This window comes from Streptomyces ferrugineus (assembly GCF_015160855.1).
Taxonomy (GTDB): domain Bacteria; phylum Actinomycetota; class Actinomycetes; order Streptomycetales; family Streptomycetaceae; genus Streptomyces; species Streptomyces ferrugineus.
The window spans coordinates 2758994-2784920 of sequence record NZ_CP063373.1; the positions used below are offsets into that span (position 1 = coordinate 2758994).

General features: G+C 71.2%; 27 protein-coding genes. 19 read left to right on the forward strand and 8 right to left on the reverse strand.

Annotated elements, in window-relative coordinates; genetic code table 11:
* Positions 1-245 precede the first annotated feature (245 nt).
* Positions 246-1127: an endo alpha-1,4 polygalactosaminidase gene (locus IM697_RS12555; protein ID WP_194047583.1), complete on the forward strand. Its 882-nt coding sequence runs from the start codon at positions 246-248 to the stop codon at positions 1125-1127.
* A 4-nt stretch (positions 1128-1131) separates the two neighbouring features.
* Here IM697_RS12555 and IM697_RS12560 read toward each other — a convergent pair whose 3' ends face one another.
* Positions 1132-1539 (reverse strand): RidA family protein, encoded by a 408-nt coding sequence (locus tag IM697_RS12560; RefSeq protein WP_194047584.1) that lies wholly within the window; start codon positions 1537-1539, stop codon positions 1132-1134.
* A 100-nt stretch (positions 1540-1639) separates the two neighbouring features.
* On the opposite strand from IM697_RS12560, the gene IM697_RS12565 reads away from it, so the two are divergent.
* From IM697_RS12565 to IM697_RS12585, 5 genes are all read left to right on the forward strand, one after another.
* Positions 1640-2029, forward strand: a complete 390-nt coding sequence (locus IM697_RS12565; RefSeq protein WP_194047585.1) for a winged helix-turn-helix transcriptional regulator — start codon at positions 1640-1642, stop codon at positions 2027-2029.
* Between the two features lie 65 nt (positions 2030-2094).
* A complete protein-coding gene (locus IM697_RS12570; protein ID WP_194047586.1) occupies positions 2095-2415 on the forward strand; it encodes a DMT family transporter in 321 nt (106 codons plus the stop codon).
* Positions 2415-2951, forward strand: coding sequence for a TetR/AcrR family transcriptional regulator (locus tag IM697_RS12575; RefSeq protein ID WP_194047587.1), 537 nt, complete (start codon positions 2415-2417; stop codon positions 2949-2951). Before IM697_RS12570 ends, IM697_RS12575 begins: the two co-directional genes overlap by 1 nt.
* 134 nt (positions 2952-3085) lie before the next feature.
* A complete protein-coding gene (dapD, locus tag IM697_RS12580; RefSeq protein WP_194047588.1) occupies positions 3086-4075 on the forward strand; it encodes a 2,3,4,5-tetrahydropyridine-2,6-dicarboxylate N-succinyltransferase in 990 nt (329 codons plus the stop codon).
* 339 nt (positions 4076-4414) lie between these two features.
* A complete protein-coding gene (locus IM697_RS12585; RefSeq protein WP_194047589.1) occupies positions 4415-4654 on the forward strand; it encodes a hypothetical protein in 240 nt (79 codons plus the stop codon).
* A gap of 8 nt (positions 4655-4662) precedes the next feature.
* Here IM697_RS12585 and dapA read toward each other — a convergent pair whose 3' ends face one another.
* A complete protein-coding gene (gene dapA, locus IM697_RS12590) occupies positions 4663-5565 on the reverse strand; it encodes a 4-hydroxy-tetrahydrodipicolinate synthase (protein ID WP_194047592.1) in 903 nt (300 codons plus the stop codon).
* A gap of 174 nt (positions 5566-5739) precedes the next feature.
* On the opposite strand from dapA, the gene IM697_RS45415 reads away from it, so the two are divergent.
* The 7 genes from IM697_RS45415 (at position 5740) to IM697_RS12620 (ending at position 10198) form a co-directional block, all read left to right on the forward strand.
* Positions 5740-5874, forward strand: a complete 135-nt coding sequence (locus IM697_RS45415; protein ID WP_265582716.1) for a hypothetical protein — start codon at positions 5740-5742, stop codon at positions 5872-5874.
* Positions 5871-6566: a hypothetical protein gene (locus tag IM697_RS12595; protein WP_194047594.1), complete on the forward strand. Its 696-nt coding sequence runs from the start codon at positions 5871-5873 to the stop codon at positions 6564-6566. The genes IM697_RS45415 and IM697_RS12595 overlap by 4 nt, the downstream gene beginning before the upstream one ends.
* A gap of 54 nt (positions 6567-6620) precedes the next feature.
* The gene (locus IM697_RS12600) at positions 6621-7040 is read left to right on the forward strand and encodes a phage holin family protein (protein WP_194047596.1); all 420 of its coding nucleotides are present in this window, start codon (positions 6621-6623) and stop codon (positions 7038-7040) included.
* Positions 7037-7558, forward strand: coding sequence for a DUF3618 domain-containing protein (locus tag IM697_RS12605; protein WP_194047598.1), 522 nt, complete (start codon positions 7037-7039; stop codon positions 7556-7558). Before IM697_RS12600 ends, IM697_RS12605 begins: the two co-directional genes overlap by 4 nt.
* Positions 7559-7955: 397 nt before the next feature.
* The gene (locus IM697_RS12610) at positions 7956-8657 is read left to right on the forward strand and encodes an antibiotic biosynthesis monooxygenase (RefSeq protein ID WP_194049690.1); all 702 of its coding nucleotides are present in this window, start codon (positions 7956-7958) and stop codon (positions 8655-8657) included.
* Positions 8658-8778: 121 nt separating this feature from the next.
* Positions 8779-9423, forward strand: coding sequence for an ArsR/SmtB family transcription factor (locus IM697_RS12615; RefSeq protein ID WP_194047600.1), 645 nt, complete (start codon positions 8779-8781; stop codon positions 9421-9423).
* Positions 9424-9454: 31 nt separating this feature from the next.
* Entirely contained in the window at positions 9455-10198 is a 744-nt protein-coding gene (locus IM697_RS12620; protein ID WP_194047602.1) for an SRPBCC family protein, read from the forward strand.
* A gap of 11 nt (positions 10199-10209) precedes the next feature.
* Here IM697_RS12620 and IM697_RS12625 read toward each other — a convergent pair whose 3' ends face one another.
* A complete protein-coding gene (locus IM697_RS12625) occupies positions 10210-12036 on the reverse strand; it encodes an endonuclease/exonuclease/phosphatase family protein (RefSeq protein ID WP_194047604.1) in 1827 nt (608 codons plus the stop codon).
* 306 nt (positions 12037-12342) lie between these two features.
* Between IM697_RS12625 and IM697_RS12630 the strand changes: the two genes are divergently transcribed.
* The 6 genes from IM697_RS12630 to IM697_RS12655 all read left to right on the forward strand — a co-directional run bounded on the left by IM697_RS12630 (position 12343) and on the right by IM697_RS12655 (position 20384).
* Positions 12343-13776, forward strand: a complete 1434-nt coding sequence (locus IM697_RS12630) for a hypothetical protein (protein WP_194047606.1) — start codon at positions 12343-12345, stop codon at positions 13774-13776.
* Between the two features lie 178 nt (positions 13777-13954).
* Complete coding sequence (locus tag IM697_RS12635; protein ID WP_194047608.1) at positions 13955-15394, forward strand: alkaline phosphatase PhoX; 1440 nt, start codon at positions 13955-13957, stop codon at positions 15392-15394.
* Positions 15395-15889: 495 nt separating this feature from the next.
* On the forward strand, positions 15890-17476 hold the full coding sequence (locus IM697_RS12640) for a TROVE domain-containing protein (protein ID WP_194047610.1): 1587 nt from the start codon (positions 15890-15892) through the stop codon (positions 17474-17476).
* A 108-nt stretch (positions 17477-17584) separates the two neighbouring features.
* A complete protein-coding gene (locus tag IM697_RS12645; protein ID WP_194047612.1) occupies positions 17585-18238 on the forward strand; it encodes a GntR family transcriptional regulator in 654 nt (217 codons plus the stop codon).
* A 13-nt stretch (positions 18239-18251) separates the two neighbouring features.
* On the forward strand, positions 18252-19268 hold the full coding sequence (locus IM697_RS12650; RefSeq protein ID WP_194047614.1) for a 1-aminocyclopropane-1-carboxylate deaminase: 1017 nt from the start codon (positions 18252-18254) through the stop codon (positions 19266-19268).
* A gap of 69 nt (positions 19269-19337) precedes the next feature.
* Entirely contained in the window at positions 19338-20384 is a 1047-nt protein-coding gene (locus IM697_RS12655) for a LacI family DNA-binding transcriptional regulator (RefSeq protein WP_407699625.1), read from the forward strand.
* Positions 20385-20455: 71 nt separating this feature from the next.
* Here the strand turns inward: IM697_RS12655 and IM697_RS12660 are convergent, their stop codons facing one another.
* From IM697_RS12660 to IM697_RS12680, 5 genes are all read right to left on the reverse strand, one after another.
* Positions 20456-21661 (reverse strand): TerD family protein, encoded by a 1206-nt coding sequence (locus IM697_RS12660; protein ID WP_194049691.1) that lies wholly within the window; start codon positions 21659-21661, stop codon positions 20456-20458.
* Between the two features lie 80 nt (positions 21662-21741).
* The gene (locus tag IM697_RS12665; protein WP_194047618.1) at positions 21742-22731 is read right to left on the reverse strand and encodes a zinc-dependent alcohol dehydrogenase family protein; all 990 of its coding nucleotides are present in this window, start codon (positions 22729-22731) and stop codon (positions 21742-21744) included.
* Entirely contained in the window at positions 22728-23597 is an 870-nt protein-coding gene (locus IM697_RS12670) for a carbohydrate ABC transporter permease (RefSeq protein ID WP_194047620.1), read from the reverse strand. The genes IM697_RS12665 and IM697_RS12670 overlap by 4 nt, the downstream gene beginning before the upstream one ends.
* On the reverse strand, positions 23597-24544 hold the full coding sequence (locus IM697_RS12675) for a carbohydrate ABC transporter permease (RefSeq protein ID WP_194047622.1): 948 nt from the start codon (positions 24542-24544) through the stop codon (positions 23597-23599). Before IM697_RS12675 ends, IM697_RS12670 begins: the two co-directional genes overlap by 1 nt.
* Positions 24544-25905: an ABC transporter substrate-binding protein gene (locus IM697_RS12680; protein WP_194047624.1), complete on the reverse strand. Its 1362-nt coding sequence runs from the start codon at positions 25903-25905 to the stop codon at positions 24544-24546. The genes IM697_RS12675 and IM697_RS12680 overlap by 1 nt, the downstream gene beginning before the upstream one ends.
* Positions 25906-25927 lie beyond the last annotated feature (22 nt).

Consider the following 25927-nt stretch of genomic DNA (forward strand, 5'->3'; position numbering starts at 1 on the left):
GCGGCGTCACGAGACGACAGCCGCGGCTGCGAAGGCCCGGTATGTGAACGGTGAAACACTAGTGGACCCAGTGGTCCCTGAGCAGCCCTTTGGAACCAGCCGTATCCACATCGATTCCTTGGCCGACCGCACGTACTTGCCGAAGTCCGGGCGGACCGAGGCGAATCGAGCGCGGCCCCGGGTGCGGGGCAGGGCATCATGGCAGGCAGCACCGTGGATCACCCGTCGACAGGAGACCCCGCACCATGGCGTACCGCGTCCCCCGTGCCCGCCGCCGAGCGCGAGCGGCCGTGGCTCTGTGCGGTGCGCTCGCCGTGGCCGTGGGCGGCTGCACGGCGTCCGACGGCGAGGACGCGGCCGGACCGGGACGCTCCACCTCTCCTTCGCATTCCTCGAACGGCCCGCGGAAGGTGGTGCCGCCCGATCCGGGTGCCGCCTTCGACTACCAGATCGGCGGCGCCTATCCGCCGCCGGCCGGTGTGCGCGTCGTCTCCCGGGACCGCACCGCGAAACCGGCGCCGGGCGTGTACAGCATCTGCTACGTCAACGCCTTCCAGGCCCAGCCGGACACCGAGGACTGGTGGCGGGCCCACCACCCCGACCTGCTGCTGCGTGACGACGACGGTGCGCTGGTCGTCGACCAGGACTGGGACGAGGCCCTGTTGGACATCTCCACGGCCGCCAAGCGCGCACGGCTCGCCGGGATCGTGGGCCGGTGGATCGACGGCTGCGCGGCGTCCGGATTCCAGGCGGTCGAGGCCGACAACCTCGACTCGCACGAGCGGTCCGACGGGCTGCTGACCGTCGCGGACAACGTGGCCTTCGGCGAGCTGATCGCCGCCCGTGCCCATGCCGCCGGCCTGGCGATCGGCCAGAAGAACGCCGCCGGCCTGGCGCGGCAGGGGAACGCCCTCGGCTTCGACTTCGCGGTCGCCGAGGAGTGCGGACAGTACGACGAGTGCGGTGCCTACGCGGACGCCTACGACGACCGGGTCCTCGTCATCGAGTACCGCTCGGACGGCCTCGCCGCCGCCTGCGCCGAGTGGGGCGAGACGCTGTCGGTGGTCCTGCGCGACCTGGACGTCGTACCGGAAGGGCAGGCCGGGTACCGCCGCCGTACCTGCTGACCCCTCAGTCGAGTACGGCCGTGGCCTCGATCTCGACCAGGTGCTCGGGCACGTCGAGCGCCGCGACGCCCAGCAGCGTGGCCGGCGGTACGGGAGTGACCCCCAGCTTGGCGGCGGCCCGGGTGATGCCCTCCATCAGCAGGGGCATCTTGTCGGGCGTCCAGTCGACGACATGGAGGTTCAGCTTCGCCACGTCCTCGAAGGAGGCGCCGGCCGCGGCCAGGGCGGTACCGACGTTGACGTAGCACTGCTCGACCTGTGCGGCGAGGTCGTCCACGCCGACCGTGACGCCGTCCGCGTCCCAGGCGACCTGTCCGGCGACGAAGACCAGCTTCGAGCCGCCGGCGATCGCCACCTGCCGGTAGGCGTCGACCTCCACGAGTCCGGCCGGGTTCATCAGGGTGATGGCCATGCCGCCGTTCCCCTTTCGTAGTCACTTGTGGTTACCCGGAAACCGTAGGAGAGTGAGCGCTGACATGGAAGAACGCACTTTTCAGTGACTGGGGAACCTCATGGGTACCAAGCAGCTCAGCGGCTCGGTCGACCAGGCGGACGTGACGCGCGCCGATTCCCTGGCGCGGGAGATCTTCACGGACATCGCCAACAAATGGGCACTGCTGATCATCGAGGCGATCGGCGAACGCACCCTGCGGTTCAGCGAGTTGCGCGGCGAGGTCGAGGGCATCAGCCACAAGATGCTCACCCAGAACCTGCGCATGCTGGAGCGCAACGGCCTGATCGAACGCACCGTGCACCCCACCGTGCCGCCGCGCGTCGAGTACAACCTGACCGAGCCGGGCCAGGCCCTGCGGTCCGCCATCGACGCCATGTGCGACTGGACCCACCGCTACCTCGGGCAGATCGAGGAGTCCCGCCATCGCTTCGAGGCCGGGAGGCCGTAGCTCCGACGGTGAATCACCGACCCGTATGTGTACGGGCGTACGCAACGTTGTGTACGCTCGTACACATGGGATACCTCCTGCTCTCCGGAGCCATAGCAGCCGAGGTGGCCGCCACGACCGCCATGAAGTACAGCGACGGCTTCAGCAGGCTGCTGCCGTCGGTGCTGACCGCGCTCGGTTATCTCATCTCGTTCGCGCTGCTCGCCCAGACGCTCAAGACGGTGGCCGTCGGCACGGCCTACGCGATCTGGGCCGGCGTCGGCACCGCGACCATCGCCACCATCGGGATCGTGTTCCTGGGCGAGGGGATGACGGCCGCCAAGGCCGCCGGCATCGCGCTGATCATCGTCGGCGTGGTCGTGCTGAACCTGGGCGGTGCGCACTGATGGCCCGGCGCTACGACCCCGAGCGGCGTCAGCGGATCATCGACGCGGCGATCCGGGTGGTCGGGGCGAAGGGCATCGCCGGGCTGAGCCACCGCACCGTCGCCGCCGAGGCGGACGTGCCGCTGGGCTCGACGACGTACCACTTCAAGACCCTCGACGACCTGCTCGTCGCCGCGCTGCGCCAGGCGAACGAGGGCTTCGCCAAGGTGCTCATCTCCCGCGGCGGCCTGGAGGACCCGCAGACCGACCTGGCCACCGAACTCGCGGGCTGGATGAGCGAGTGGCTCGCGGGCGACCGCACCGGGGTCGAGCTGGAGTGCGAGCTCTATCTCGCCGCCCTGCGCCGCCCGGCGCTGCGCCCGGTCGCCGCGGAGTGGGCTCAGGACCTCGCCGAACGGCTGTCGCGCCGCACGGACCCGGTCACGGCGCGGGCGCTGGTGGCCGTGCTGGACGGGATCTGTCTGCAGGTGCTGCTCACGGAGGCGCCGTACGACGAGGAGTACGCGCGCGAGGTGCTGGCCCGGATCATCCCGTGACGGGCCCTGGCCGGGCGCCTCGCGAGGGCCGAGCCGCGGCACCGCGCGGGGGACGCGGTCGCCGTACCGCCCGGCACGTGAGACGCACCCCCGCCGGTTCGCCCCCGCGGTGGGCGTCACGTTAGGTTGCCCTTATGACCGACACGACTGCTCCTCGCACCACCGGCGCCGTGGCCGCCGGCCTCGCCACGATCGCCGCTGACGGCACCGTTCTCGACACCTGGTTCCCCGCGCCCGAGCTCGTCGCCGAGCCCGGCCCCTCCGGCAGTGAGCGGCTGTCCGCCGAGAAGGCCGTGGAGCTGCTCGGCGAGGGTGCCGCGAAGGCGATCGGCCCGGATGCCCGGCGCGGTGTCGAGGTCGTCGCGGTCCGCACGGTCATCGCCTCGATCGACGAGAAGCCGGTCGACGCGCACGACGTCTACCTGCGCCTGCACCTGCTCTCCCACCGTCTGGTCAGGCCGCACGGCCTGAGCCTGGAGGGCCAGTTCGGCTTCCTGGCGAACGTCGCCTGGACCTCGCTGGGCCCGGTCGCGGTCGACGACGTCGAGAAGGTCCGCCTGAGCGCCCGCGCGGAGGGCCTGCACCTCCAGGTGACCTCGGTCGACAAGTTCCCGCGCATGACGGACTACGTGGCGCCGAAGGGCGTCCGGATCGCCGACGCCGACCGCGTCCGCCTGGGCGCGCACCTCGCCGAGGGCACGACCGTCATGCACGAGGGCTTCGTCAACTTCAACGCCGGCACGCTCGGCACCTCCATGGTCGAGGGCCGTATCTCCGCGGGCGTCGTGATCGGCGACGGCTCCGACATCGGTGGCGGCGCGTCGACGATGGGCACCCTGTCCGGCGGCGGCAACGTGATCATCTCCATCGGCGAGCGCTGCCTGATCGGCGCCGAGGCGGGCGTGGGCATCGCGCTGGGCGACGAGTGCGTGGTCGAGGCGGGCCTGTACGTCACGGCGGGCACCCGCGTGACGATGCCCGACGGCCAGATCGTCAAGGCCCGCGAACTCTCCGGCGCCTCCAACATCCTCTTCCGCCGCAACTCGGTCACCGGCACGGTGGAGGCCCGCCCGAACAACGCGGTGTGGGGCGGGCTGAACGAGATCCTGCACAGCCACAACTGATCGTCGGCGGCCGTGATCTGCGGCCGCGTCACGGACGAGCGCCCTCCCACGGCCCGAGCACGGCCGGGCAGGGCGCTCGTTGTCATGCACCGGCATGGCCGACTGCGCCGGCAGGTCCGCCGTGGTTCCGGCGGCTCGCCCGCCATGAAGACGACTCCGGCTTCCGCGACGGGGCCGGGGGCATGGACGTCAAGGCACAGGCTCGCCGCGGCGCCATCCGACCGGGCGTGGTCTCTCGTACGGGTTACTCACCGTGACCTCGGCGGGGTCCAGGCAGATGAACGGGTGGACGCAGTTTCCGATCACATGCCGAACCGACGAGATGAGGGCCGAGGGCTGATGACGGGTCGAGTGAAGATGAGCGAGCGGGGCCGGGTCGTGCTGCGGCTGGTGGTCGGGGCGCTGGGAGTGGGGGCGGTGTGCTGGTTGCCGGCCGGGAACGCCTACGCCGACGAGACGAACACCGCCTCGCACAACGGCCCCCGGATCGGGCTCGTCAACGTGGGGCAGGTGGATGATCCGATGGAGGATGTGCTGGAGCACTTCCTGCTCCTCGGCGACGGGTACAAGTGGGGCTGAACCGGTGATCAGCCGGTGGTGAGCGCCTCGTACGCCGCCAGCAGCCCGTCGGCCGCCTCGCGGCCGGCGGGCCGCAGCGGTGCGCGGACCGGGCCCCCGGGCAGGCCGAGTTCGTTCAGTACGGCCTTGGCGGTGGCCGCGCCGGGCAGGCCCGCCGACATCATCAACTCGATGAGCGGCGTGGCGCGTTGCTGGAGACGGGCGGCCACGGCGGTGTCGCCCGCGTCGAACGCGTCCAGTACCGCACGCAGGTGACGGGGGATCACATTGGCGACCGTGCTGACGTATCCCGCTCCGCCAACCGCGTACAGCGCCAGATTGTGCTCGTCGCAGCCCGCGTAGTACGCCAACTCCGTGCGGGCGAGCACCTTCTGGGCCGCCAGGAAGTCGTAGGAGCAGTCCTTCACCGCGACGATCCGTGGGTGCTCGGCGAGCCGGATCAGCGTCTCCGGCTCGATGCGGGTGCCGGTGCGGCCGGGGATGTCGTAGAGCGCCAGGGGCAGTCCGGCCGCGTCGGCGATCTCGCGGAAGTGGGCCTCCACGGCGTCCTGCGGGGGCTTGCTGTAATAGGGCGAGACCACCAACAGGCCGTCGGCGCCCGCCTTTTCGGCCGCCAGGGCCAGTTCGACGGTGTGCCGGGTGTCGAAGGTGCCCACGCCCGCGACGATCGACGCCCGCTCGCCCACCGCCTCCCGGACCGCCCTGACCAGCTCCGACTTCTCCGCGTCCGTCGTGGTCGGCGACTCACCCGTCGTACCGGACAGCACCAGACCGTCACAGCCCTCGGCCACCAGTCGCTCCGCGAGCCGCTGCGCACCGTCGAGATCGAGTGACCCCGCCTCCGTGAAGGGCGTGATCATGGCACACAGGGCGCGACCGAAGGGCGGGGTGGGAGCGGCGGCAGTCGTCATATGAGTAGTGTCGGCAGGACCATCGCGTAGCTCCACTTAATTCTGCTACGAGGTATTGGTAAGGAGTGCTGCGGGGTGGAGGGCTTCGGGGCGTCGTAGGCCCTATGTCCAAAGTCGGGCGTCATGGGTCACCATGGCCGGGACGGTCAACGACCCCTGGTCATGGGAGGCGTCATGAGGCTCGGCAAGGCACTGGCCACCGGAGTCGCGCAGGAGCGGCCCCAGGAGCGCGACACGGAAGCCGAACTCGCCGAGGAACTCCAGGACATCGAGGCGTCCGCGCCCGAAGAGGTCCCGGCCGCCCGATGAGGCTGCGGCTTCCGGAGGAACGTCCGACGGAGCCGCCGACCGGGTACAAGATCGCCCACCCGATGCTGTCCCACGACGGCACCCGGGCCGGGTTCACCGGTGTGTCGCTGGGCGGCGCGCTGCCGTACGGGGTCCTGGCCGACGCGTCGTGTGTCTACGGTCTGCGGCACCGGGCGCCGAGCCGCCGCTGCGACTGCGGCTTCCACTGTGTGCACGAGCGCACGACGGCCGAGGCGCTGCTGTGCACGGCCGAGCATCGGACGGCCGTGCTGCTCGAGGTCGGCGTGCTGGGCCGCTACATCCGCTTCGAGCACGGCTTCCGGTACGCCCGTCAGCGCGTGCGCGCCGCCACGGTCGGCCCGTGTGCCTGCGGCGCCGTCGCCGCCGCCCTGGCCGACGCCGGCTGGGGCCGCCCCGGCTGGCGGGCCCTCGCCCCTTGCTGCGCGGGGTGCCTGCGCGGCCGTACGTCCGTCTCGCTCGCGGGGTTCGCCCGGCTGGCGGGGGAGGGGCTGAGGGTGGTGGCCGGGAAGGGCGCGTCCTCCGTGGCGGTCGCCGGCCTCGGGGGCGCCGAGGATCTCGGTGTGCCCGAACTCGCCGCCGAGGCGACGCTGTTGCAGGCCCGCCTCGACTGGTTCCAGGCCCAGCTGGCCCGGCTGGGCGAGCGGGGGCCGGGCGGCGGAGGGAAGGGGTAGCGGGGGCCGGTCCGGGTACCCGGGGAGTTCCGAACCGAGAGGAGGCGGAACACCGTGACCGGAACCACGGCCCCCGAGCCGGTGCGCGACGGGCATCGCCCGGTGGGCGAACTCGTGGCGCAGGCCGGCGAACAGCTCTCCCTGCTCGTACGGCAGGAAGTCGCCCTGGCCAAGGAGGAACTGGCGGCAAAGGGCCGGCGGGCCGGGCGTGGCGGCGGCCTGCTGGGCGCGGCGGGCGCCGTCGCGTACGCCGGGCTGCTGTTCCTGGCCGCGGCCGCGACCGCCGCGCTCTCGCTGACACTGTCCCTGTGGGCCGCGGCGCTGATCGTGACGGGAGCGCTGTTCGCGGTCGCGGGCCTGCTGGCGGCGACCGGCCGCGCCCAGTTGCGCCGCGCCGCGCCTCCCACGCCCGAGCGGGCTCTCGGCAGCGTCAGGACCGACGTCCAGGAGATCAAGGGAAGGGCACACCGATGAAGGACAGGGCAGCGGGGGAGACGCACGGCGCCGCCAAGAAGGCGGCCGGTGGGGCCAAGGGGCCCGAGGAACTGCGTGACCAGATCGAGCGCACCCGCCACCAACTCGGCGACACAGTGGCCGAGTTGGTGGAGAGGGCGGACGTGAAGGGCCGGGCCGTGGCCCGCGCCGCCGACCTCAGGGACAAGGCGGGCGCGATGACCGTGCAGCTGCGCAGCAGCGCCGCCCAGGCGGGCCACGCGGTGCAGGACCGGGCGACCCGGGCCGGGCACGTCGTACAGGACCGGGCCACCGAGGCCGGTCATCGCGTACAGGAGCGGGCGAACCGGGCCGGACACACCGTCCACGACAGGGCGACGCACGCGGGCCACACGGTGGAGCACGGCGTCCCGCGCCCCGTCCGCACGGTCGTCCAGGCCGGACTGCGGCATCCGCGTCCGGTGCTGGTGGTCGGCGCGGCGGCGGGGGCGCTGATCGCCGCCGGCATGCTGCGACGGCGCCACACCGGGCACCGCTGAGACGCTGGCTGGGCATCGCTGGTGCGCTGGGTTGTGCGGGTGCGGTGGTCTTGCTGAGGTGCTGGGTTGTGCGGGTGGGGTGGTCCTGCTGAGGTGCTGGTCCTGCTGACGCGCCGGGTCCTGCTGGTGCGCTGGTCCTGCTGACGCGCCGGGCTCTGCTGGCGCGCTGACCCCGCTGACGCCCCGGGCCCCGCTGGCGCGCTGGCCCCGCTGGGACACCGGCACTGCTCAGGCGCCGGCCGGCCCCTGTAGGACACCGGCCTGTTGAGGCGTCGGCACCACCGAGGCACCGGGCGCCCCTCTCCTCCATGGCTCACTTGACCTCAAGTCCACTTGAGGTCGAAAGGTGATCGGTGCACGCATCGACCACCGAGCCCTGGAGGCCCTCATGGCCGTCATGACCCGTCGCACCGACGCCCACCCCGACCTCACCCACCCCGAGACCGGCGCCCCGTTCTTCAGCACCTGGCGGGTGGGCACCCCGCCGCGACAGCGGCAGACCGTCGAGGCCATCGCCCGCACCTGGGAGCGCCGCCCCTGGCCTAGCGGCGATCTGCTCGGCTACCACGTCTACACCGGGCACGACGGCACCACCCTCCTCCACCACTCGCAGTGGCGGAGCGAGCCGGCCTACGAGGCGTTCGTGAAGAGTCACCGCCAGGAGCGCGTCGACGAGATCGACACCGCCGTACCGGGCATCGAACGCCTGTGGCTCGGCCGCTACCGGCGCTACCGCAGCAGCAGCCGCGAGGGCGACACGCGCGTCCCCGGCTGCATCGTGATCGTCGACATCGAGTTCGAGGGGCCCGACCCCGACCGGCAGCGCGCCTGGGTCGACGCCGTCCTGGAGGCGCTGGAGAGCGAGCCGAACGTCCACCCCGGCGGAATCTCGGCCCACTTCCATCTGAGCACCGACGGCACCCGTGTCCTGAACTACGCCGAGTGGGAGAGCGCGCAGGCTCATGTCGACGCCCTCGCCGCTCCGGGCGACGGCGTCGGCTCGGCGACGGAGCTGTGGCGCCGGGTGCAGAACTGGCCGGGTCTGAAGAGCAGCACGGTGGAGCGGTACGACCATGCCCTCGGGCTGATCCCGGGCTGATCCCGGGCTGATCCCGGGCTGATCCCGAGCTGAGTCCGGGATCAGCCCTGCACCGGAAACGACCCTCACCGAACACTCGAACCGTCTGGACAAAAAAAGTCTTCGGTGAGAGGGTGGACCCATGCTGGACGTCACCGTGATCGAGGACCCCGAGGCCGCAGCCGTCTCCCTGGACCCCATAAGGGCCCGGCTGCTCGCCGAGCTGGCGGCCGGACCCGCGTCGGCCGCCATGCTGGCCGGCAAGGTCGGGCTGCCCAGACAGAAGGTGAACTACCACCTCAAGGCGCTGGAGCGGCACGGCCTGGTCGAGCTGGCCGGTGAGCGCCGCAAGGGCAACGTCACCGAGCGGCTGATGCGGGCGACCGCCGCGTCGTACGTGATCTCACCGCTCGCGCTCGCCGCCGTGCAGCCCGACCCGGACCGCTTCCGCGACCAGCTCTCGGCGCGCTGGCTGCTCGCTCTCGGCGCCCGCCTGGTGCGGGACGTCGGCTCGCTGATCACCGGCGCGGCCAAGGCCCGCAAGCGGCTCGCGACCTACGCGCTGGACGGCGAGGTCCGCTTCTCCTCGGCCGCCGAACGGGCGGCGTTCATCCAGGAGTTGACGGCCGGCGTGAGTGCGCTCATCCGCAAGTACGACGCGCCGGACGCCGAGGGCGGCCGGGATCACCGGATCGTCGTGGCCGTCCATCCCACCGTCAAACCCACCGTCGAACCTACGGTCGAACCCACCGTCGAGGACCAGCCCGGCCCGGAACTCGACCAGTAGTACTCCGTACTCAGTAGCTCAGGAGCCCACCATGTCCAAGGAATTCGAGATCGCCCGCGAAATCGAGGTCGACGCCACACCGGAGCAGGTGTGGGAGGCCGTCACCGAAGGAACCGGCGGCTGGCTGTGGCCGATGGAGCCGCCCGAGCCGCGCGAGGGCGGCAAGGGCCCCTTCGGGTCCACGATCCTCGCCTGGGACCCGCCGCACCGCTACACCAACCGGGTCGAGGACGTCGAGGGCATCTCCGAGCAGACCCTCAACCAGCTCGACTACACCATCGAACCGCGCGACGAGGGCCGCCGCGCCTGGGTGCGGTACGTGCACAGCGGCATCTTCGTCGACGACTGGGACAACCAGTACGACGGCGCCGCCAAGCACACCGACTTCTATCTGCACACCCTGAGCCAGTACCTGACGCACTTCGGCGGCCGTCCCCTCGCCGCCTTCACCACCTTCGACGGACCCGAGGCGTCCGGCGCCCCCGACGCCCTCGCCGCCGTCGGCAGGGCCCTCGGCCTGTCGGACGACACCGTCGAAGGGGCCAGGGTCAGCGCACCGGGGCCCGGCGGGAAGACCCTGGACGCGGTGGTCGACTACCGAAACCCGTACTTCATCGGGCTGCGCACCGACGACGCCCTGATCCGCGTCTTCGGGCGCAACCACTGGGGCCATGTGGTCGGTATCAGCGTCCACGACTTCGCGCCGGGCGCCGACGCCAAGGCGGACGAGGAGATGTGGAAGGGCTGGCTGAACGGCGTGTTCAGCCAGCCCTGAGACCACCGGGGTTACGGGCGGAACCGCAGCACCTGCGGGTCGTGGTCGCTGATCTGGTCGTTGAACTCCGAGTTGATGTGCACGCTGTCGTACTCGAAGTCGCAGGAGCGCCGGATCGAGGGGCTGACCAGGATCTGGTCCAGCGTCTGGGCGTTGCCCTGGTAGACGTAGGAGTAACGCTCGCTCCTCGGCAGCGACTTGATCGCCGACCACAGCGCGCCGCCGTCCTCCAGCAGCTCGGTCGTGCCGGAGAACTCGAAGTCGTTGATGTCGCCGAGCGTGACGACGTCCGCGCTCTTCTGGACGGCCAGGATGTCCTTGACGAAGGCGTTCACCGACTTCGCCTGGAGGTGGCGCTGGGTCTCCGAGCTGCGGGTCGGCGGCTGGTACTGCGCGTGCAGCGACTGGTCGCCGCCCTTGGAGGCGAAGTGGTTGGCGATCACGATGACCGTGCGGCCACGGAAGACGAACTCACCGGCCAGCGGCTTGCGGCTGTCGTCCCAGGCCTCGTTCGCCGGGTCGATACGGCCGGGGGAGACGGTCAGCGCCGCCGCGCCCTTCACCTTGGTCACGCCGGCCGCGGTCGTGGCGTCGCCGCCCGCGCGGTCGGTGAAGGAGACCCGCTCGGGGTTGAACAGGAACGCCTGGCGGATGTTGCCGCCCGGCTGGCCGCCGTCGGTGTTGTTCACCGGGTCGATCGAGCGCCAGTCGTACGCGGGGCCGCCCGCCGCCACGATCGCGTCGATCAGCTTCTGCATGGTCAGGTCGGCGGCGACCGTGCCGTCGTTCGTCCTGCCGTTGTTGTCCTGGATCTCCTCCAGGGACACGATGTCGGGCGACCGGAGGTTGTCCACGATCGCGGCGGCGTGCTCGGCGAACGTGGTGTCGGACGGGTCCAGGTTCTCCACGTTGTACGTGGCGACCGCCAGCTCGCCGCGCGACTGCTTCCGCGTGGTCTCCCGCTTCAGACCGGCGCTCTCGAGGGTGCCGAGCTGGTTGGCGACCAGGGTGTAGCCGCCGAACTGGGTGTAGTCCAGGGGCCCGGTCGTGGCGCCCTTCAGGACGTCACCGACGTTCGCCTTCGGGAAGTCGGCCGCCTTGCCGAGGGACTGGATCTGCAGCCGGCCGGTGTTCTGGGAGTCGTAGGAGCCGTAGACCGTGCCGCCGCGGCGATTGCGGTGCTCCCACGGCTTCACCGTGACCCACAGCTCGGTGTACGGGTCGGTGGCGCCGACCACACGGGTGTCGGCGACCTGGACGTTCTCGCCCTCCAGGGACTCGTAGTAGTCCAGGGCGTACTTCTCGGGCCGCAGCGTCAGGCCGTTGATCGAGCCGCTCGCGGCGCTGTCGCCCTCGGCGCTGTAGGCGGCCGGCACCGAGCGCGCGTCGATCACCTTGGCGGCCGGGACGGCGTTGCCGCTGGAGACGACGGTGGTCGTCGGCCTGGTGAGCTCGGTCAGCGACTGGTTGCCGGAGGAGGCGCCGCCCGGGACGTACTCGGAGACCGTGCCCGAGACCAGGACCGAGTCGCCGACGGCGACCGTCGGGGCGGAGCCGGTGAAGACGAAGACGCCCTCGCTGGTGGCTGGGTCGGCGTCGGGGTTCGGATCCTGGATCCAGAAGCCTCTGGACGAGCCGTAGGGGCGTACGCCGGTGACGATTCCGGCCACATCCGCGACCTGCTCGCCGGCGTACGGTGATATTCGGGTGCTGCCCTGAATGTCATGGATGCGCACGGAGTCCGCGTGCGCGGGCGAGGTCAGGGCGACGGTGGACGCCGCGGAGCAGACGGCGGCGACGGTGAGCGCGGCGAGACGCGCGGACTTCTTGCTCGGCAACGGGATCCCTCCGGGGACATGCAGAAGTGCCGGGACGAGGGTGGAACGTGGAGCGTGTGGCGAGGGTGAAACCTGTGAGGTGCGGCCGGTGGGGCGGCAACGCGCGTAGAAAATACAGTGAACAGATGTCCGCCAAGTTTCTACGCGCGTAATCTCCTGCCTGGTCAGGTCAGTTGTCAAGGTTTCGGCCATGTACACCGCCCGACGGGGAGATGAACCGGGCGGCATGGGTGGAAATCCGTCTAGGCTGAGCGGCTGAGCCGTGATGCGTACGGCCGTGCAGAGCGCCCCTAGGAGAACCATCCGATGTCAGACAGCTCCCCCCTGCCACCGGTACGGCTGCACCCCGAAGCGGAGCTGGCGCGGGACGCGCTGTCCACGCCGCTGCTCTCCCGAGCCGCGCGGCTGGCCCGCTGGGCCGGCCCCGACACCCGGGTCGACGCCGGCGGCGGACTCGTCGACGAGCAGTTGCCGGCCGCCGCCGAGGAACTCGCGCTGAGCGGCGACGACGCCGCCGCGTACGCCAGTGAGGCCTGGCGGGTCGCCGTCGACACCGGACTCGTCGAGATCGTCGACGAGGAGGCGGGCACCGTCGCGCCCGGCGCCGACCTCGCCCTGCTGACCGGCGGATCACCGCACGACGTGCTCGCGGTGTGGCTCGGCGCCCTGGAGACGGTGCTCGCCGACGCGAGCGTCCCCGACCTCGACGACCTGGTCGACGCGATGGACGCCGGAGGCGAGGTCGACCTCTCCTCGCTGGACTGGGACCCGGAGGCCGAGGCGGAGTTCCTCGACGGCGTGCTCGGCAACCTGTATCTGCTCACGGCCGGTGAGGACGGGCCGGGCGACGGACCCGTGCCGCTGCCGGCCCTCGCCGCGTCGATGATCGTGCCCAGCGACATGGGCGAGCCCACCAACGACGTGCTGGAGCAGGTCTCCGACGCCATGATGCGTCTGGACGACCAGTTCCGGCTGCTGGCGCCGGTCGGGCTGGTGGAGTACCAGCCGGTGGACGAGGCGCTGATGGCGGAGGTCGAGAGCACCGAGGACCCGTCGGCCGTCGTCGACGACACCGACGTGTCGCGCTACGGCATGGTGCGGCTGACCCCGCTCGGCCTGTACGGGATGCGGGCGCGGCTGCTGGAGGCCGGGTTCGAGGCGCCCGCGGTCGGTGAGCTCGTCGACAAGGGCGCCGACGCGCTGCTCGACGGCACGGCCGCCTTCCCGCAGGCCGCCGCGCGGACCGAGACCGAGCAGTGGCTGACCCGGCGCGAACCCCTCGCCGCGGCACGGGAGTTGCTGGCGGCGGCACGGGGCGCGGACGCCGGGGCACCGCTGCGCAGGCTGCGCTGCCAGCAGGCGCTGTCCCTGGTGGGCGCCGAGGCCGAGCCCGCGCTGCGGGAGGTCCTCGACGATCCGGAGCTGGGCGGGCTGGCCCGGGTGTGGCTGACCGAGGCCGGGTTCTCCGACGTGCCCGCGCCGTCCCAGGAGCTGGTGTTCTGGCTGACCGTCGACACGGTCGCCGCGCAGCTCGCGGCCGAGGGCAACTCCGACGAACTGAGGGCACTGGTCGAGGGACTCGCGGCCCAGCACAGCGGGTTCTTCGCGGCGGCCTGGCGGGTGGATCATCCGGCCACCGCGGATGTGCTGGAGGCGATGGGGCGGTTGCACCCGGACAAGAAGGTGGCGAAGGAGGCACGGAAGGCTGCCTTCAAGGCGCGGTCGCAGCAGGGGGGCTGAGCTCGTCTCGCGGGTGCGGGTGGTGTGTGGTTGCTCGCGCCCACGCGGCGGAGCCGCATATGGACACCGTCCCGCGCCCCTTAGGGCGTTGTTCAGATGGTGTTCAGATGTGGGCGGGATTGTGGCGTCGTCCCGAAGTCCGCCACCTCCCACGGCACCCACTGTCACAGGAGACACCATGTCGCTCACCCGCAGGGACTTCGCCAGAACATCCGCGGTCGCCGGTGTCGCGCTGGCGGGCAGCGCCGGTGTCCTGGCCAGCACGCCCAACGCCCTCGCGTCCACCGACACCGAGAGCGCGGGTGAGGAGGCGGCCGCCTACGGCGGCGTCGGGTACGGACCGCTGATCCCGGACCCCAAGGGGATCCTCGCGCTGCCCGCCGGGTTCACGTACCGCGTCCTCACCCACAGCGGCAACACCAGGCTGGAGTCGGGCGAGTTCACCCCCTCCAACCACGACGGCACGGCCGCCTTCGACGGGCCGCGCGGCACCACCCTCCTCGTCAACAACCACGAGCTGAAGGGCCCGCGCGCCAACTGGACGTACCCCGTCCCGCTCACCGAGGGCCTCGTCTACGACCCCGCCGCGTCCGGCGGCTGCACGGTCGTCGAGGTCCGCCCCGACGGACAGGTCGCCGAGTGGGTCGGCATCGCCGGCACCTCCACCAACTGCGCGGGCGGCAGCACCCCTTGGGGCACCTGGCTGACCTGTGAGGAGAACTCCGACAGGGCCGGCACCAACGGCATGACCAAGGACCACGGCTACGTCTTCGAGGTCGACCCCGTCGACCGGCGCGCCAACCGCGACCCCAAGCCGCTGAAGTTCTTCGGCCGCTACGACCACGAGGCCGTCGTCATCGACCCCAGGCGCGGCCACGCCTACCTCACCGAGGACGCCTCCTCGCCCAACGGCCTGTTCTTCCGCTGGACCCCGCCGAAGGGCTTTGAGCACGGCCGCGGCAGGCTCCGCACCCTCGCCGACGACGCGGGCGTCCTCCAGGCCCCCAAGTGCTTCGACTCCGGCGGCAGGTTCGTCGACGACCTGTCCCGAGCCACCAGGATCGGCACGGTGTACGGCGTCGACTGGGTGGACGTCCCCGACCGCGACGCCAGGACCGTCGCCGTGCGCAAGCAGTTCGGCGCCGACGACATCACCCGCGCCCGCAAGCTGGAGGGCATGTGGTGGGGCGACGGCGGCGCCTACATCGTGTCCTCCTACGCCCGCGCGGAGAGCCCCGGCACCGCGCACGACGGCCAGGTCTGGTTCTACGACCCCAAGCGCCGCACCCTGACCCTGAAGGTCCTCCTCGGCGTCAACCCCGACCCCGCCCAGGACGGCGCCTTCGACGGCCCCGACAACATCACCGTCTCCCCCTACGGCGGCATCGTCCTCGCCGAGGACGGCGAAGGCGTCTCGCACCTCTTCGGCGCGACGGACAGCGGCCGCACCTACCCCATCGCCCGCAACGACCTCAACGTCGGCACCGAAGAGGAGCCCGAGTACAGCGAGTTCGCCGGAGTCACCTTCTCACCCGACGGCCGGACACTGTTCGCCAACATCCAGGACCCCGGCATTCTGCTGGCCATCACCGGCCCCTGGAAGCGGCAGCGACGGTAATTAATTCGCTCGCCCGTCCCGCGGCACGCCTCTTAGAGTGATGAACGTCCAGGTGCGAAGGCAGGACCTACTTCCACTGATAATGGGGCGGCCGCGGGTTCGAATCCCGCCACCGGTACCACGCGCCGGTGTAGCTCAGCGGCAGAGCACCTACGTCGGTTCCGCCGACCTCGATCTCTGGACACCACAACTTCATGCACCTTCCGGTGCGATGGCCGCGGCTACTTCTTCTCTTCAAAGAATCCCAGCCGCAGCCGACTTGATCTCGGGAGGCGCAGCTCATGGTGGGTGCCCGGTGCGCAGGCAGCGGATACTTCGGGAACTGGTGGGGGGAATTACCCTCGTGCGGGTTCGAATCCCGTCATCGACTCAGGGTCGATGTGGCGGAACGGCAGACGCGCCAGTTTATAAGCACCGCGACCGACTTCGATCTCGGGCACCCTCCTCTTGCTGCGCCTCCCTCCGAAAACACGAATGAATTCGGGGGAATTCACCATGGCGCGATTCAACACCCGGGCCGCCGCCAAGCCGCAGCCCACTTCTCGGGTGACATCGACGGGACGCGTGCTGCGCACCTACGAGGGCGGCCGCGGCCGTGAGCGCGACGCGCGCTCCGAGCTCTTCCTGCTCGCCGTCTCCAACCTCGTCTCCCAGCGGACCTTCTACGAGACCGGCGCCGACCGCGACGACCGGTTCGCGCGGCTCGTGCGCGAGCTCGCCGTCACCGACCCCGAGTGGACGGCCGGCCTGCTCGGCTGGCTGCGTGGCCAGGGCAACCTCCGTACCGCCTCGGTCGTGGGCGCCGCCGAGTACGTCAAGGCACGCCTGGACGCCGGGGCCACCGACGGCCCGTCGAACCGGCAGGTCATCGCCTCCGTCCTGCAGCGCCCGGACGAGCCCGGCGAACTGCTCGCGTACTGGACGGCGCTGTACGGCCGCAACGTGCCCAAGCCCGTCAAGCGCGGCGTCGCCGACGCCGTACGGCGGCTGTACCACGGCAAGTCGCTGCTGAAGTACGACACCGCGTCCAAGGGCTACCGCTTCGGCGACATCCTCAACCTGGTGCACGCGGCCCCGGACCCGGACAAGCCGTGGCAGGGCGACCTCTTCCGATACGCCCTCGACCGCCGGCACAACCCGGACACCGCGGTACCGCCCGCGTCGAGCACCGTCCTCACCGCGCACCGCGAGCTGATGGCGCTGCCCGTCGAGGCGCGGAGGGCCGTCGTCACCTCGGCGGACGGCGCCGAGCGGCTCGCCGCGGCCGGGATGACGTGGGAGGCGCTGGCGGGCTGGCTCCAGGGCCCGATGGACAAGGAGGCCTGGGAGGCAGTGATTCCGTCGATGGGCGCCATGGCATTGGTACGGAATCTGCGCAACTTCGACGAGGCCGGCGTCTCCGACGAGGTGGCGGCCCGGGTCGCCGCCCGGATCAGCGACCCGGCGGAGGTCGTACGGTCGCGGCAGTTCCCCTTCCGGTACCTCGCCGCGTACCAGCACGCGCCCTCGCTGCGCTGGGCGTACCCGCTGGAGCAGGCGCTCGGCCACTCGCTGGCCAATGTGCCGGCGCTGCCCGGCCGGACGCTGGTGCTCGTCGACCGCTCGGGCTCGATGTTCTGGTCGCGGCTGTCCGACCGCTCGGAGCTCAACCGGGCCGACGCGGCGGCGATCTTCGGCACGGCGCTCGCGCTGCGGGCGGCGGACGCGGACCTGGTGCAGTTCGGATCGGACAGCGGCCGGATCTCCTTCCGCCGTGGCGAGTCGGTGCTGAAGGTGCTGGAGCGCTTCGGGGACCTCGGCGGCACCAACACCACCGAGGCGGTGCGCCGGCACTACCGCCGACACGACCGGGTGCTGATCGTCACCGACGAGCAGTACGCGCCCAGCCACCACGGCGACCCGACCGAGCAGGTCCCGGCCCAGGTGCCGGTCTACACCTGGAACCTCGCCGGGTACCGGGCGGGCCACGGCCCGTCGGGCCAGGGCGACCGGCACACCTTCGGCGGTCTGTCGGACGCCGCCTTCCGGATGGTGCCGCTGCTGGAGGCCGCCCGGGACGCCGACTGGCCCTGGGCGGCCTGAGGCGGAAGCACCTCGGGGGAGAGTGGCCCGCACCACGTGGGGAGTGCGGGCCACTCTCATCTCCGTACCCTTGTCCGCCTCGCGAACTGACATCTAACATTTCAGTTCATGGAGGCGATACGACCCGTGGGTCGGACCCTGCTCAGGGACCAGGCGTGCGCGGCGATCCGGGACGCCATCGTCGCCGGTGAGCTCGAACCCGGCGCGGTGGTGCGGGACGCCGACCTCGCCGAGCGGCTGGGGCTGTCCCGGGCGCCGGTGCGCGAGGCGTTCTCACGGCTCGTGGACGAGGGGCTGCTGGAGAGCAAGCCGCAGAGCTACACCCGGGTCACGCCGGTCGTGGCCGCCGAAGTGCGGGACGCGGCCGCCGTGGTCGGCGCCATGCACGAGCTCGTCACACGGGTCGCGGTGCCCCGGCTCATGGCCGCCGACGTGGAGATCATGCGCGCCGCCAACGAGCGCTTCGCCACCGCCGTCGCGGCCGGCGAAGTGGACCTCGCCCTGCGGGCCGACGACGAACTGCACGACGTACCGGTCCGGGTGAGCGGCAACCGCGCGGCCGCCGCCACCGTCGCCCGCTACACCCCGCTCATCCGCCGGCTGGAGCGCCGCCGCTTCGGGGAGGGCGGCAACTGCCGTTCGGCCCGACTGCACGAGCAGCTCATCGACGCCTGCGCGTGCGGTGACACGGACACGGCGGTCCGCGTCACCGCGGAGATCTGGCGAAGCCTCGCCGACCTCGTGGACCTGGCCGACGACTGACCCGGGAGGACCCATGTCCCTTTCCTCGTACGACCGCTACCCCCTGCTCTTCGGCCCCTCGCCGGTCCATCCGCTGGAGCGCCTCACCGCCCACCTCGGCGGCGCCTCGCTCTGGGCGAAGCGCGAGGACTGCAACTCCGGTGTCGCCTACGGCGGCAACAAGACCCGCAAGCTGGAGTACCTGGTCGCCGACGCGCTCGCCAAGGGGTGCGACACGCTCGTCTCGATCGGCGGTGTGCAGTCCAACCACACCCGCCAGGTCGCCGCCGTGGCTGCCCGCGCCGGTCTCAAGTGCGTGCTGATCCAGGAGAGCTGGGTGGACTGGCCCGACTCCGTCTACGACAAGGTCGGCAACATCCTCGTCAGCCGCCTCGCCGGAGCCGATGTCCGACTGGTGCGCGCCGGGTTCGGGATCGGCTTCAAGGAGAGCTGGGAGCAGGCGCTGCGGGAGGTGGAGGAGTCCGGCGGCAAGCCGTACGCCATCCCCGCCGGCGCCTCCGACCATCCGCTGGGCGGCCTCGGGTTCGCCGGGTGGGCGTACGAAGTCGCCGAGCAGGAGCGGCAGTCGGGGGTCTTCTTCGACACGGTGGTCGTGTGCTCGGTGACCGGCTCCACCCAGGCGGGCATGGTCGCCGGCTTCGCCGCCCTGGAGGAGGCCGGCGGCCGTCCGCGCCGGGTCATCGGCATCGACGCCTCGGCCAAGCCCGAGTCCACCCGTGAGCAGATCGCCCGGATCGCCGGGAACACCGGCCGACTCATCGGTGTCAAGCGCGAGTTGACCGAGGCCGACGTCGAGCTCGACGAGCGGTACCACGCGGGCGTCTACGGCATCCCGGACGAGCCCACCCTGGAGGCGATGCGGCTGGCGGCGCGGACCGAGGGCATGGTCACCGACCCCGTCTACGAGGGCAAGTCGATGGCCGGGATGATCGACCTGGTCTCGCGCGGGGAGATCGGGCGGGAGTCGACGGTGCTGTACGCCCACCTCGGCGGGCAGCCGGCGCTGAACGCGTACAGCGCGCTGTTCTAGGCGGCCGCCCGGCCCTTCCCGGCCGTTCCATCCGCGAGGCCTGCCGTGGTGCCCACCTGGCCGGATACAGTGCACAGCGTGTTGGCGGACGATCAGCAGCGGGAGCCGAGTGTCGACCAGCCCGACGGCACCCGCCGCCGGGCCACGATCCATGACGTCGCCCGGCTGGCCGGAGTGTCACGTCAGACGGTCTCCCGCGCGGTCAACGACAAAGGCGAGATCGACCCGGCCACCAAGGAACGGGTGCTGGAGGCGGCGCGGCTGCTGGACTACCGCCCAAGCCGTTTCGCGCGCGGCCTCGTGCAGAAGGGGACCGTGGCGGTGGGACTGGTGATTCCGGATCTGATGAATCCGTTCTTCCCCGAGGTCGCCGCCGGCGTGCTGGAGGCGGCCGAGCAGCGCGGGTGGCAGGTCGTGGTGTGGGATTCCCGCATCGACGAGAGCAGGGAGCGCGAGGCGCTCGACGTGCTCTCCCACCAGGCGGACGCGGTCGTGGGCTACTTCAAGAGCCCGGACGACGTGCTCGCCCGCCACCTCGGTGGGGTGCCGCTGGTGCTGCTGGAGCGCGGCCCGCAGCAGACCCGCTTCGCGGCCGTGGGGATCGACGCCGCCGCAGGGCTCGAACAGGGTATGGCGCACCTGGTGGGGGCGGGGCACCGCGGGATCGGCATGCTGGACGGCGTGCATGGCCCCGGTCCGCGCCGGCAGGCCTTCCTGGAGCAGGCCCGGCGGCACGGTCTGCCCGTGGACGACGGTTGGACGGAGCTGTGCGACGAGCACAGCGTGGCCGGGGGTGAGGCCGGCATGGAGCGACTGCTCGACAGACGGCCCGAGATCACCGCGGTGTTCGGCTTCAACGACCTCATGGCCGTCGGCGCGATGCGCGCCGCCCGGCGCCGGGGGCGGCGGGTCCCGGACGATCTGGCCGTCCTGGGCTTCGACGGACTGTCGCTGGGCGAGCTGGTGGAGCCCGCCCTGACCACCCTGCACCTCGACAAGCGGCGGCTCGGCCGACTGGCCGTCGAGCAGGTGGCCCGGCTGAGGGCGGGCGAGGAGCCGATGAGCGGCGCGGATGCCTGGGTCATTCCCGAGCTGGTCGTGCGGGCCTCCGCCTGATACCGCCTGAGGGCCTCTGTGACCACCGGGCGCCCCCTTCGCCGGGGGCGCCCTGGACGTCGTACGACTGCCTACAGCGCCTGCGCCGCGGGCTTCACCATCCCCCGCACGGTCCGCGACTTCACGAAGTCGCCCATGGCCGTCATCTCCCACTCGCCGGAGAACTGCCTGATCAGCTTGGCCATCATCACGCCCGTCTGCGCCTCGGCGTTGGTGAGGTCGAAGCGGACCAGCTCCTCGCCGGTCCCCGCGTCGAGGAGGCGGCAGTAGGCCTTGGCGACCTCGGTGAACTTCTGGCCGGAGAACGAGTTGACCGTGAAGACCAGGCCGGTGACCTCCTGGGGCAGGCGTCCGAGGTCGACGGTGATGACCTCGTCGTCCCCGCCGCCCTCACCGGTGAGGTTGTCGCCGGAGTGGCGGATCGCGCCGTTGACGATCTGGAGCTTGCCGAAGTAGCAGCTGTCGATGTGGTTGCGCTGCGGGCCGTAGGCGATGACCGAGGCGTCCAGGTCGATGTCCTTGCCGCGGTACGCCGGCTCCCAGCCGAGGCCCATCTTGACCTGGGAGAGCAGCGGGCGGCCGCCCTTCACCAGGGACACGGTCTGGTTCTTCTGGAGGCTGACCCGGCCCTTGTCGAGGTTGATCTTCCCGGCGCCCGGCGCGGGCGGGGCGGGCGGCGCCGCGGGGGCCGGGGGAGCGGCGGGAGTGGTCATCGGCGGGGCCGGCGGGGTGACCGGGGGCTGCATGGTGGGCTGCGGCGGGGCCACGGGGGCGGCCGGGGCCGGTTCCTCGACCGTGACGCCGAAGTCGGTGGCGATGCCGGCCAGGCCGTTGGCGTAGCCCTGGCCGACCGCGCGGGCCTTCCAGGCTCCGTTGCGCAGATAGACCTCGACGATCACCAGTGCCGTCTCGGTGCCGAGCTGCGGGGGCGTGAACGTGGCCAGGACGCTGTTGTCGTCCGCGTTGCGGATGGTGGCCGTCGGTTCGATGCCCTGGAAGGTCTGGCCGGCGGCGTCCGGGCTGGCGGTGACGACGATCTTCTCGATGCCGGGCGGGACGGCCGCGGTGTCGACGGTGATCGCGTCGGGGGCGGTGCCGCCGCCCGAGCGGTACGTCACGCCGGGGCCGCTCGGCTGGTTGTAGAAGATGAAGTCGTCGTCGGAGCGCACCTTGCCGTCGGCGGTGAGCAGCAGGCCCGATACGTCGAGCCGCACCGGGGCGGCGACGTCCACCGTCACACGCGCGGTGGAGAGAGGGATGTTCGAGCCGGGGGTCATAGCTGTCATGCCCGGTGAACGAGCGGAGGCGCTTTACCGTTCCCTTACCTGGCAAACGGGTGCAGCGCCTCCGCCGGGGCCTACGGCACCACCACGATCTTGCGCCCCACCCCGGACGCGAACTGCTCCAGCGCCTGCGGGTAGCGGTCCAGTGGGATGCGGTCGCTGATGAAGATCTCCGGGTCGAGGACGCCGCCCGCGAAGAGTTCCGCCGCGCGTTCGAAGCTGTGGAGCACCGCCATGGAGCCGGTGATGGTGATCTCCTGGTTGTAGATGCGGTACGGGTCGATCGTCACGCGCGTCGCGTAGTCCGCCACCCCGAACTGCAGGAAGGTTCCCGCCTTGGCCACCCGGTCCAGGCCGTCCTGGATCGCCGCCGCGTTGCCCGTGGCGTCCACGACCAGGTCCCAGCCCTGCGGGCGGTCCAGCTCGTCGGGGTTCGCGGCGGTCGCCGAGACGCCGAGCCTGCGCGCGGTCTCCAGGCGGGACGGGTTCACGTCCACCATGTCCACGCTGGCCGCGCCGGTCCGCTTGGCCAGCTCCAGCATCATCAGGCCCATCGTGCCGGAGCCGTAGATGAGGACGTGTGCGCCGAGGCGGGACTGCAGGACGTCGTAGCCGCGCACCGCGCAGGACAGGGGCTCCACCAGGGCCGCGTCCTGGGTGCGGACGTGTTCGGGGAGCTTGACGCAGTTGGCCACGGGGGCCACCGCGTACCGCGCCGCGCCTCCGGCCGTCGTGACGCCGATCGCCGCCCAGCGTTCGCACAGGTTGTTGTGGCCGGTACGGCAGTAGCGGCACTCGTAGCAGTACAGCGACGGGTCGACCGCGACCCGGTCGCCCACCGACAGCTCCGTGACCTGGGTGCCCACCCCGACCACCGCGCCCGCGAACTCGTGCCCGGGCACGATCGGCAGCTTGGGGGCGAACTCGCCCTGGAGGATGTGCAGATCGGTTCCGCACAGGCCGCACGCCGCGACCTCGACCACGACGTCGCGCGGTCCTGGCGTCGGGTCCGGGACCTCGGCGACGACGGCCTTGCCCACGGACTCGATGACGGCGGCCTTCATTTCACGGCTCCCAACGACAGGCCCTGGACCAGCTTGTCCTGGGCGGCGAACCCCGCGGCGAGCACCGGCAGGGAGATGACGAGCGACGCGGCGCACACCTTGGCCAGGAACAGGCCCTGGCTGGTGATGAAGCCGGTCAGGAAGACGGGGGCGGTCTCGGCGACCACGCCGGACAGCACCCGGGCGAACAGCAGCTCGTTCCAGCTGAAGATGAAGCAGATCAGGGACGTCGCCGCGATGCCCGGCAGGGCGATGGGAGCGACCACGCGCCACAGGATCGTCGGCAGCCGCGCACCGTCGATCTGCGCCGCCTCGATGATCGCGACCGGGACCTCGGAGAGGAACGACTGCATCATCCACACCGCGATCGGCAGGTTCATGGCCGTGTAGAGGATGACCAGCGCCCAGATGTTGTCGAGCAGGCCGGTGTTCTTCGCGAACAGGTAGATCGGCAGCAGTCCCGCCACCAGCGGCAGCATCTTGGTGGAGAGGAAGAAGAACAGCACGTCCGTCCACTTCTTCACCGGACGGATCGACAGCGCGTACGCGGCGGGCAGCGCCAGGGCCAGCGTCAGCAGCGTCGAGGCCACCGAGGCCGTCGCCGAGTTGATCAGCGAGGGCCAGGGGCTGGCGCCGCCGCCCGCGCCGAAGAACTCGCGGTAGCCGTCGAGGGTGAGCGAGGCGGCGACGGATGGCGGGTTGGTCGCCGCGTCGGCCTCGGAGTGGAAGGACGTCAGGACCATCCAGAGGATGGGCAGGACGAAGAGGAAGCCGGCCAGCCAGGCGGCGATCCCCAGGGCCGCGCCCTGGAGCCGGGCGCGCGGCCGGGACGGGCGCGGGGCGGCGGTGGTGAGCGTGGCGGTCATCAGCGGGACACCTCCGCGCGGAACAGGGACGACACCACGCGCAGGGCGAAGGTCGCGAGGATGATCGAGCCGATGACGACGATGACGCCGGCCGCCGAGGCGAGTCCGTTCTCGTGCGCCTGGTAGAAGGTCTGGTAGATGGTGTACGGCAGGTTCGCGGTGCCCAGTCCGCCGGAGGTGATGGTGTACACCGCGTCGAAGTTCTGCACGATGTAGATCGAGCCGAGCAGCACGCTCAGTTCGATGTAGCGGCGGATGTGCGGCAGCGTCATGTGGACGAACACCTGCCAGTCGTTCGCGCCGTCCACCCGGGCCGCCTCCAGCAGTTGCGGGTCACGGCTCTGCAGCCCGGCGAGCAGGATCAGCGTCATGAAGGGCGTCCACTGCCAGATCAGCGAGGCCTCGACCGCGATCAGCGGCATCTCGGAGATCCAGTCCGGCTGGACCGCGCCGTCCCCTCCGATCCAGTGCAGGATGCCGTTGAACAGGCCGTACTCGGGGTTGAAGAGCACGTGCTTCCATAGCAGCGCGGCCGCGATCGGCACCAGCAGGAACGGGGCGATGAGCATGGTGCGCACCGCTGCCCGGCCGCGGAACCTGCGGTCAAGCAGCAGGGCCAGCAGCAGGCCCAGCACCAGGCTGACGAGGACGACCGTCGCGGTCAGCAGGATCGTCGTCCACACCGACTTGCGCAGTTCGGGTGTGCTCAGCACTTCCGAGTAGTTGGCGAAGCCGGCGAAGTGGCGGTCGTCCGGGTAGAGGGCGTTCCAGTCGAAGAACGAGATGACCAGGGTGGCCACGAAGGGCAGCTGGGTCACGACGATCATGAAGATCAGCGCGGGCAGCAGCGGGGCCCGGGTGGCCCAGGCGCGCATCCGGTTCGGCCGCCGGGCCGCCGGCCGCGGGGAGGCGGCGGCGACCCGGGTGGGGGGAGTCGTCACGGTCATCACTGGTACTTCTTTCCGACGGCCTCGGCGAGCTTCTGCGACTTGCTCAGGGCGCTGTCCACCGACTGGCGGCCGGCGATCGCGGCGCTGATCTCCTGGGAGACCTTGGTGCCCAGGTCGGTGAACTCGGGGATGCCGACGAACTGGATGCCGGGCGCGGGCCGGGGCTGCACGCCCGGGTCCTCCGGCTTGGCGTTGGCGATGGCGTCCCGGGTGACGTCGGCGAAGGCGGCCGCGTCCTTGCGGTACTCCGGGATGTCGTACGTCGACGCCCGCTTGCCGCCGGGCACGTTGGCCCAGCCGATCTTCTCGCCGACGAGCTTCTCGTACTCCTTGCCGGAGGCCCAGGAGATGAACTTCCAGGCGTTCTCGGCGTTCTTGGACGCCTTCTGGACGCCCCAGGCCCAGGTGTAGAGCCAGCCGGAGCTGTCGGTCTTCTCGACCGGCGCGGGGACGTAGCCGATCTTGCCCTTGACCGGGGAGCCGGAGGCCTCCAGGGAGCCGGCGCCGGCGGTGGCGTCGTACCACATGGCCGTCTTGCCCTGGGTCATGTTGTTCAGGCACTCGGCGTAGCCGGACTGCGCGGCGCCCGCCTCGCCGTGCTCGCGGACCAGGTCGACGTAGAACTTCGTTGCCTCCTTGGTCTCCTTGGAGTCCAGCTGGGCGTTCCAGTCCTTGTCGAACCAGGTGCCGCCGTAGGTGTTGATGACCGTGGTCAGCGGTGCCATGACCTCGCCCCAGCCGGGCAGGCCGCGCAGACAGATGCCCTTCATGCCGGACTCGGCCGCGTCCACCTTGGCGGCGAGGTCGGCGACCTGCTTCCAGGTGGGCTTGGCGGGCATCGTCAGGCCCGCCTTCTCGAAGACGTCCTTGCGGTACATCAGGAAGGAGGACTCGCCGTAGAAGGGCTCGCCGTAGAGCTTGCCGTCCTCCGCGGTGAGGGCCTGGGTCATCGGCTTGAGGATGTCGTCCTGGTCGAAGGCGGTGTCGCCCTTGACGTACTCGTCCAGGGAGTGGAGCCACCCGTTCTTGGCGTAGATCGGGATCTCGTAGTTGCTCAGGGTGGCGACGTCGTACTGGCCCGCCTGGTTGGCGAAGTCCTGGCTGATCTTGTCGCGGACGTCGTTCTCGGGCAGGACGGTGAAGTTCACCTTGATCCCGGTGTCCTTGGTGAAGTTGTCGGCGGTGAGCTTCTGCAGCTCCACCATCTGCGGGTTGTTCACCATCAGGACGTTGATGGACTTGCCGTCGGAGGATCCGGACCCGCCGGCGCCCGCGCAGGCGGCGAGCGGAGTGATCAGCGTCCCTACGGCTGCCACGAGAAGGATGGATCGTGGCGCGCGTCGGCTCTGGGTTCGCATGCTGGTGCTCCTGGACATTTAG

Excerpts from the sequence above, each read along its gene's own strand:
- IM697_RS12565 (WP_194047585.1), top strand. The coding sequence starts at position 1,640 with ATGGGTACCAAGCAGCTCAGCGGCTCGGTCGACCAGGCGGACGTGACG.
- IM697_RS12610 (WP_194049690.1), top strand. The coding sequence starts at position 7,956 with ATGACCCGTCGCACCGACGCCCACCCCGACCTCACCCACCCCGAGACC.
- IM697_RS12635 (WP_194047608.1), top strand. The coding sequence starts at position 13,955 with ATGTCGCTCACCCGCAGGGACTTCGCCAGAACATCCGCGGTCGCCGGT.
- IM697_RS12570 (WP_194047586.1), top strand. The coding sequence starts at position 2,095 with ATGGGATACCTCCTGCTCTCCGGAGCCATAGCAGCCGAGGTGGCCGCC.
- IM697_RS12615 (WP_194047600.1), top strand. The coding sequence starts at position 8,779 with ATGCTGGACGTCACCGTGATCGAGGACCCCGAGGCCGCAGCCGTCTCC.
- IM697_RS12675 (WP_194047622.1), bottom strand. The coding sequence starts at position 24,544 with ATGACCGTGACGACTCCCCCCACCCGGGTCGCCGCCGCCTCCCCGCGG.
- IM697_RS12555 (WP_194047583.1), top strand. The coding sequence starts at position 246 with ATGGCGTACCGCGTCCCCCGTGCCCGCCGCCGAGCGCGAGCGGCCGTG.
- IM697_RS12680 (WP_194047624.1), bottom strand. The coding sequence starts at position 25,905 with ATGCGAACCCAGAGCCGACGCGCGCCACGATCCATCCTTCTCGTGGCA.
- IM697_RS12560 (WP_194047584.1), bottom strand. The coding sequence starts at position 1,539 with ATGGCCATCACCCTGATGAACCCGGCCGGACTCGTGGAGGTCGACGCC.
- dapA (WP_194047592.1), bottom strand. The coding sequence starts at position 5,565 with ATGACGACTGCCGCCGCTCCCACCCCGCCCTTCGGTCGCGCCCTGTGT.
- IM697_RS45415 (WP_265582716.1), top strand. The coding sequence starts at position 5,740 with ATGAGGCTCGGCAAGGCACTGGCCACCGGAGTCGCGCAGGAGCGGCCC.
- IM697_RS12660 (WP_194049691.1), bottom strand. The coding sequence starts at position 21,661 with ATGACCCCCGGCTCGAACATCCCTCTCTCCACCGCGCGTGTGACGGTG.
- IM697_RS12605 (WP_194047598.1), top strand. The coding sequence starts at position 7,037 with ATGAAGGACAGGGCAGCGGGGGAGACGCACGGCGCCGCCAAGAAGGCG.
- IM697_RS12670 (WP_194047620.1), bottom strand. The coding sequence starts at position 23,597 with ATGACCGCCACGCTCACCACCGCCGCCCCGCGCCCGTCCCGGCCGCGC.
- IM697_RS12575 (WP_194047587.1), top strand. The coding sequence starts at position 2,415 with ATGGCCCGGCGCTACGACCCCGAGCGGCGTCAGCGGATCATCGACGCG.
- IM697_RS12640 (WP_194047610.1), top strand. The coding sequence starts at position 15,890 with ATGGCGCGATTCAACACCCGGGCCGCCGCCAAGCCGCAGCCCACTTCT.
- IM697_RS12665 (WP_194047618.1), bottom strand. The coding sequence starts at position 22,731 with ATGAAGGCCGCCGTCATCGAGTCCGTGGGCAAGGCCGTCGTCGCCGAG.
- IM697_RS12620 (WP_194047602.1), top strand. The coding sequence starts at position 9,455 with ATGTCCAAGGAATTCGAGATCGCCCGCGAAATCGAGGTCGACGCCACA.
- dapD (WP_194047588.1), top strand. The coding sequence starts at position 3,086 with ATGACCGACACGACTGCTCCTCGCACCACCGGCGCCGTGGCCGCCGGC.
- IM697_RS12645 (WP_194047612.1), top strand. The coding sequence starts at position 17,585 with ATGGAGGCGATACGACCCGTGGGTCGGACCCTGCTCAGGGACCAGGCG.
- IM697_RS12630 (WP_194047606.1), top strand. The coding sequence starts at position 12,343 with ATGTCAGACAGCTCCCCCCTGCCACCGGTACGGCTGCACCCCGAAGCG.
- IM697_RS12595 (WP_194047594.1), top strand. The coding sequence starts at position 5,871 with ATGAGGCTGCGGCTTCCGGAGGAACGTCCGACGGAGCCGCCGACCGGG.
- IM697_RS12650 (WP_194047614.1), top strand. The coding sequence starts at position 18,252 with ATGTCCCTTTCCTCGTACGACCGCTACCCCCTGCTCTTCGGCCCCTCG.
- IM697_RS12585 (WP_194047589.1), top strand. The coding sequence starts at position 4,415 with ATGACGGGTCGAGTGAAGATGAGCGAGCGGGGCCGGGTCGTGCTGCGG.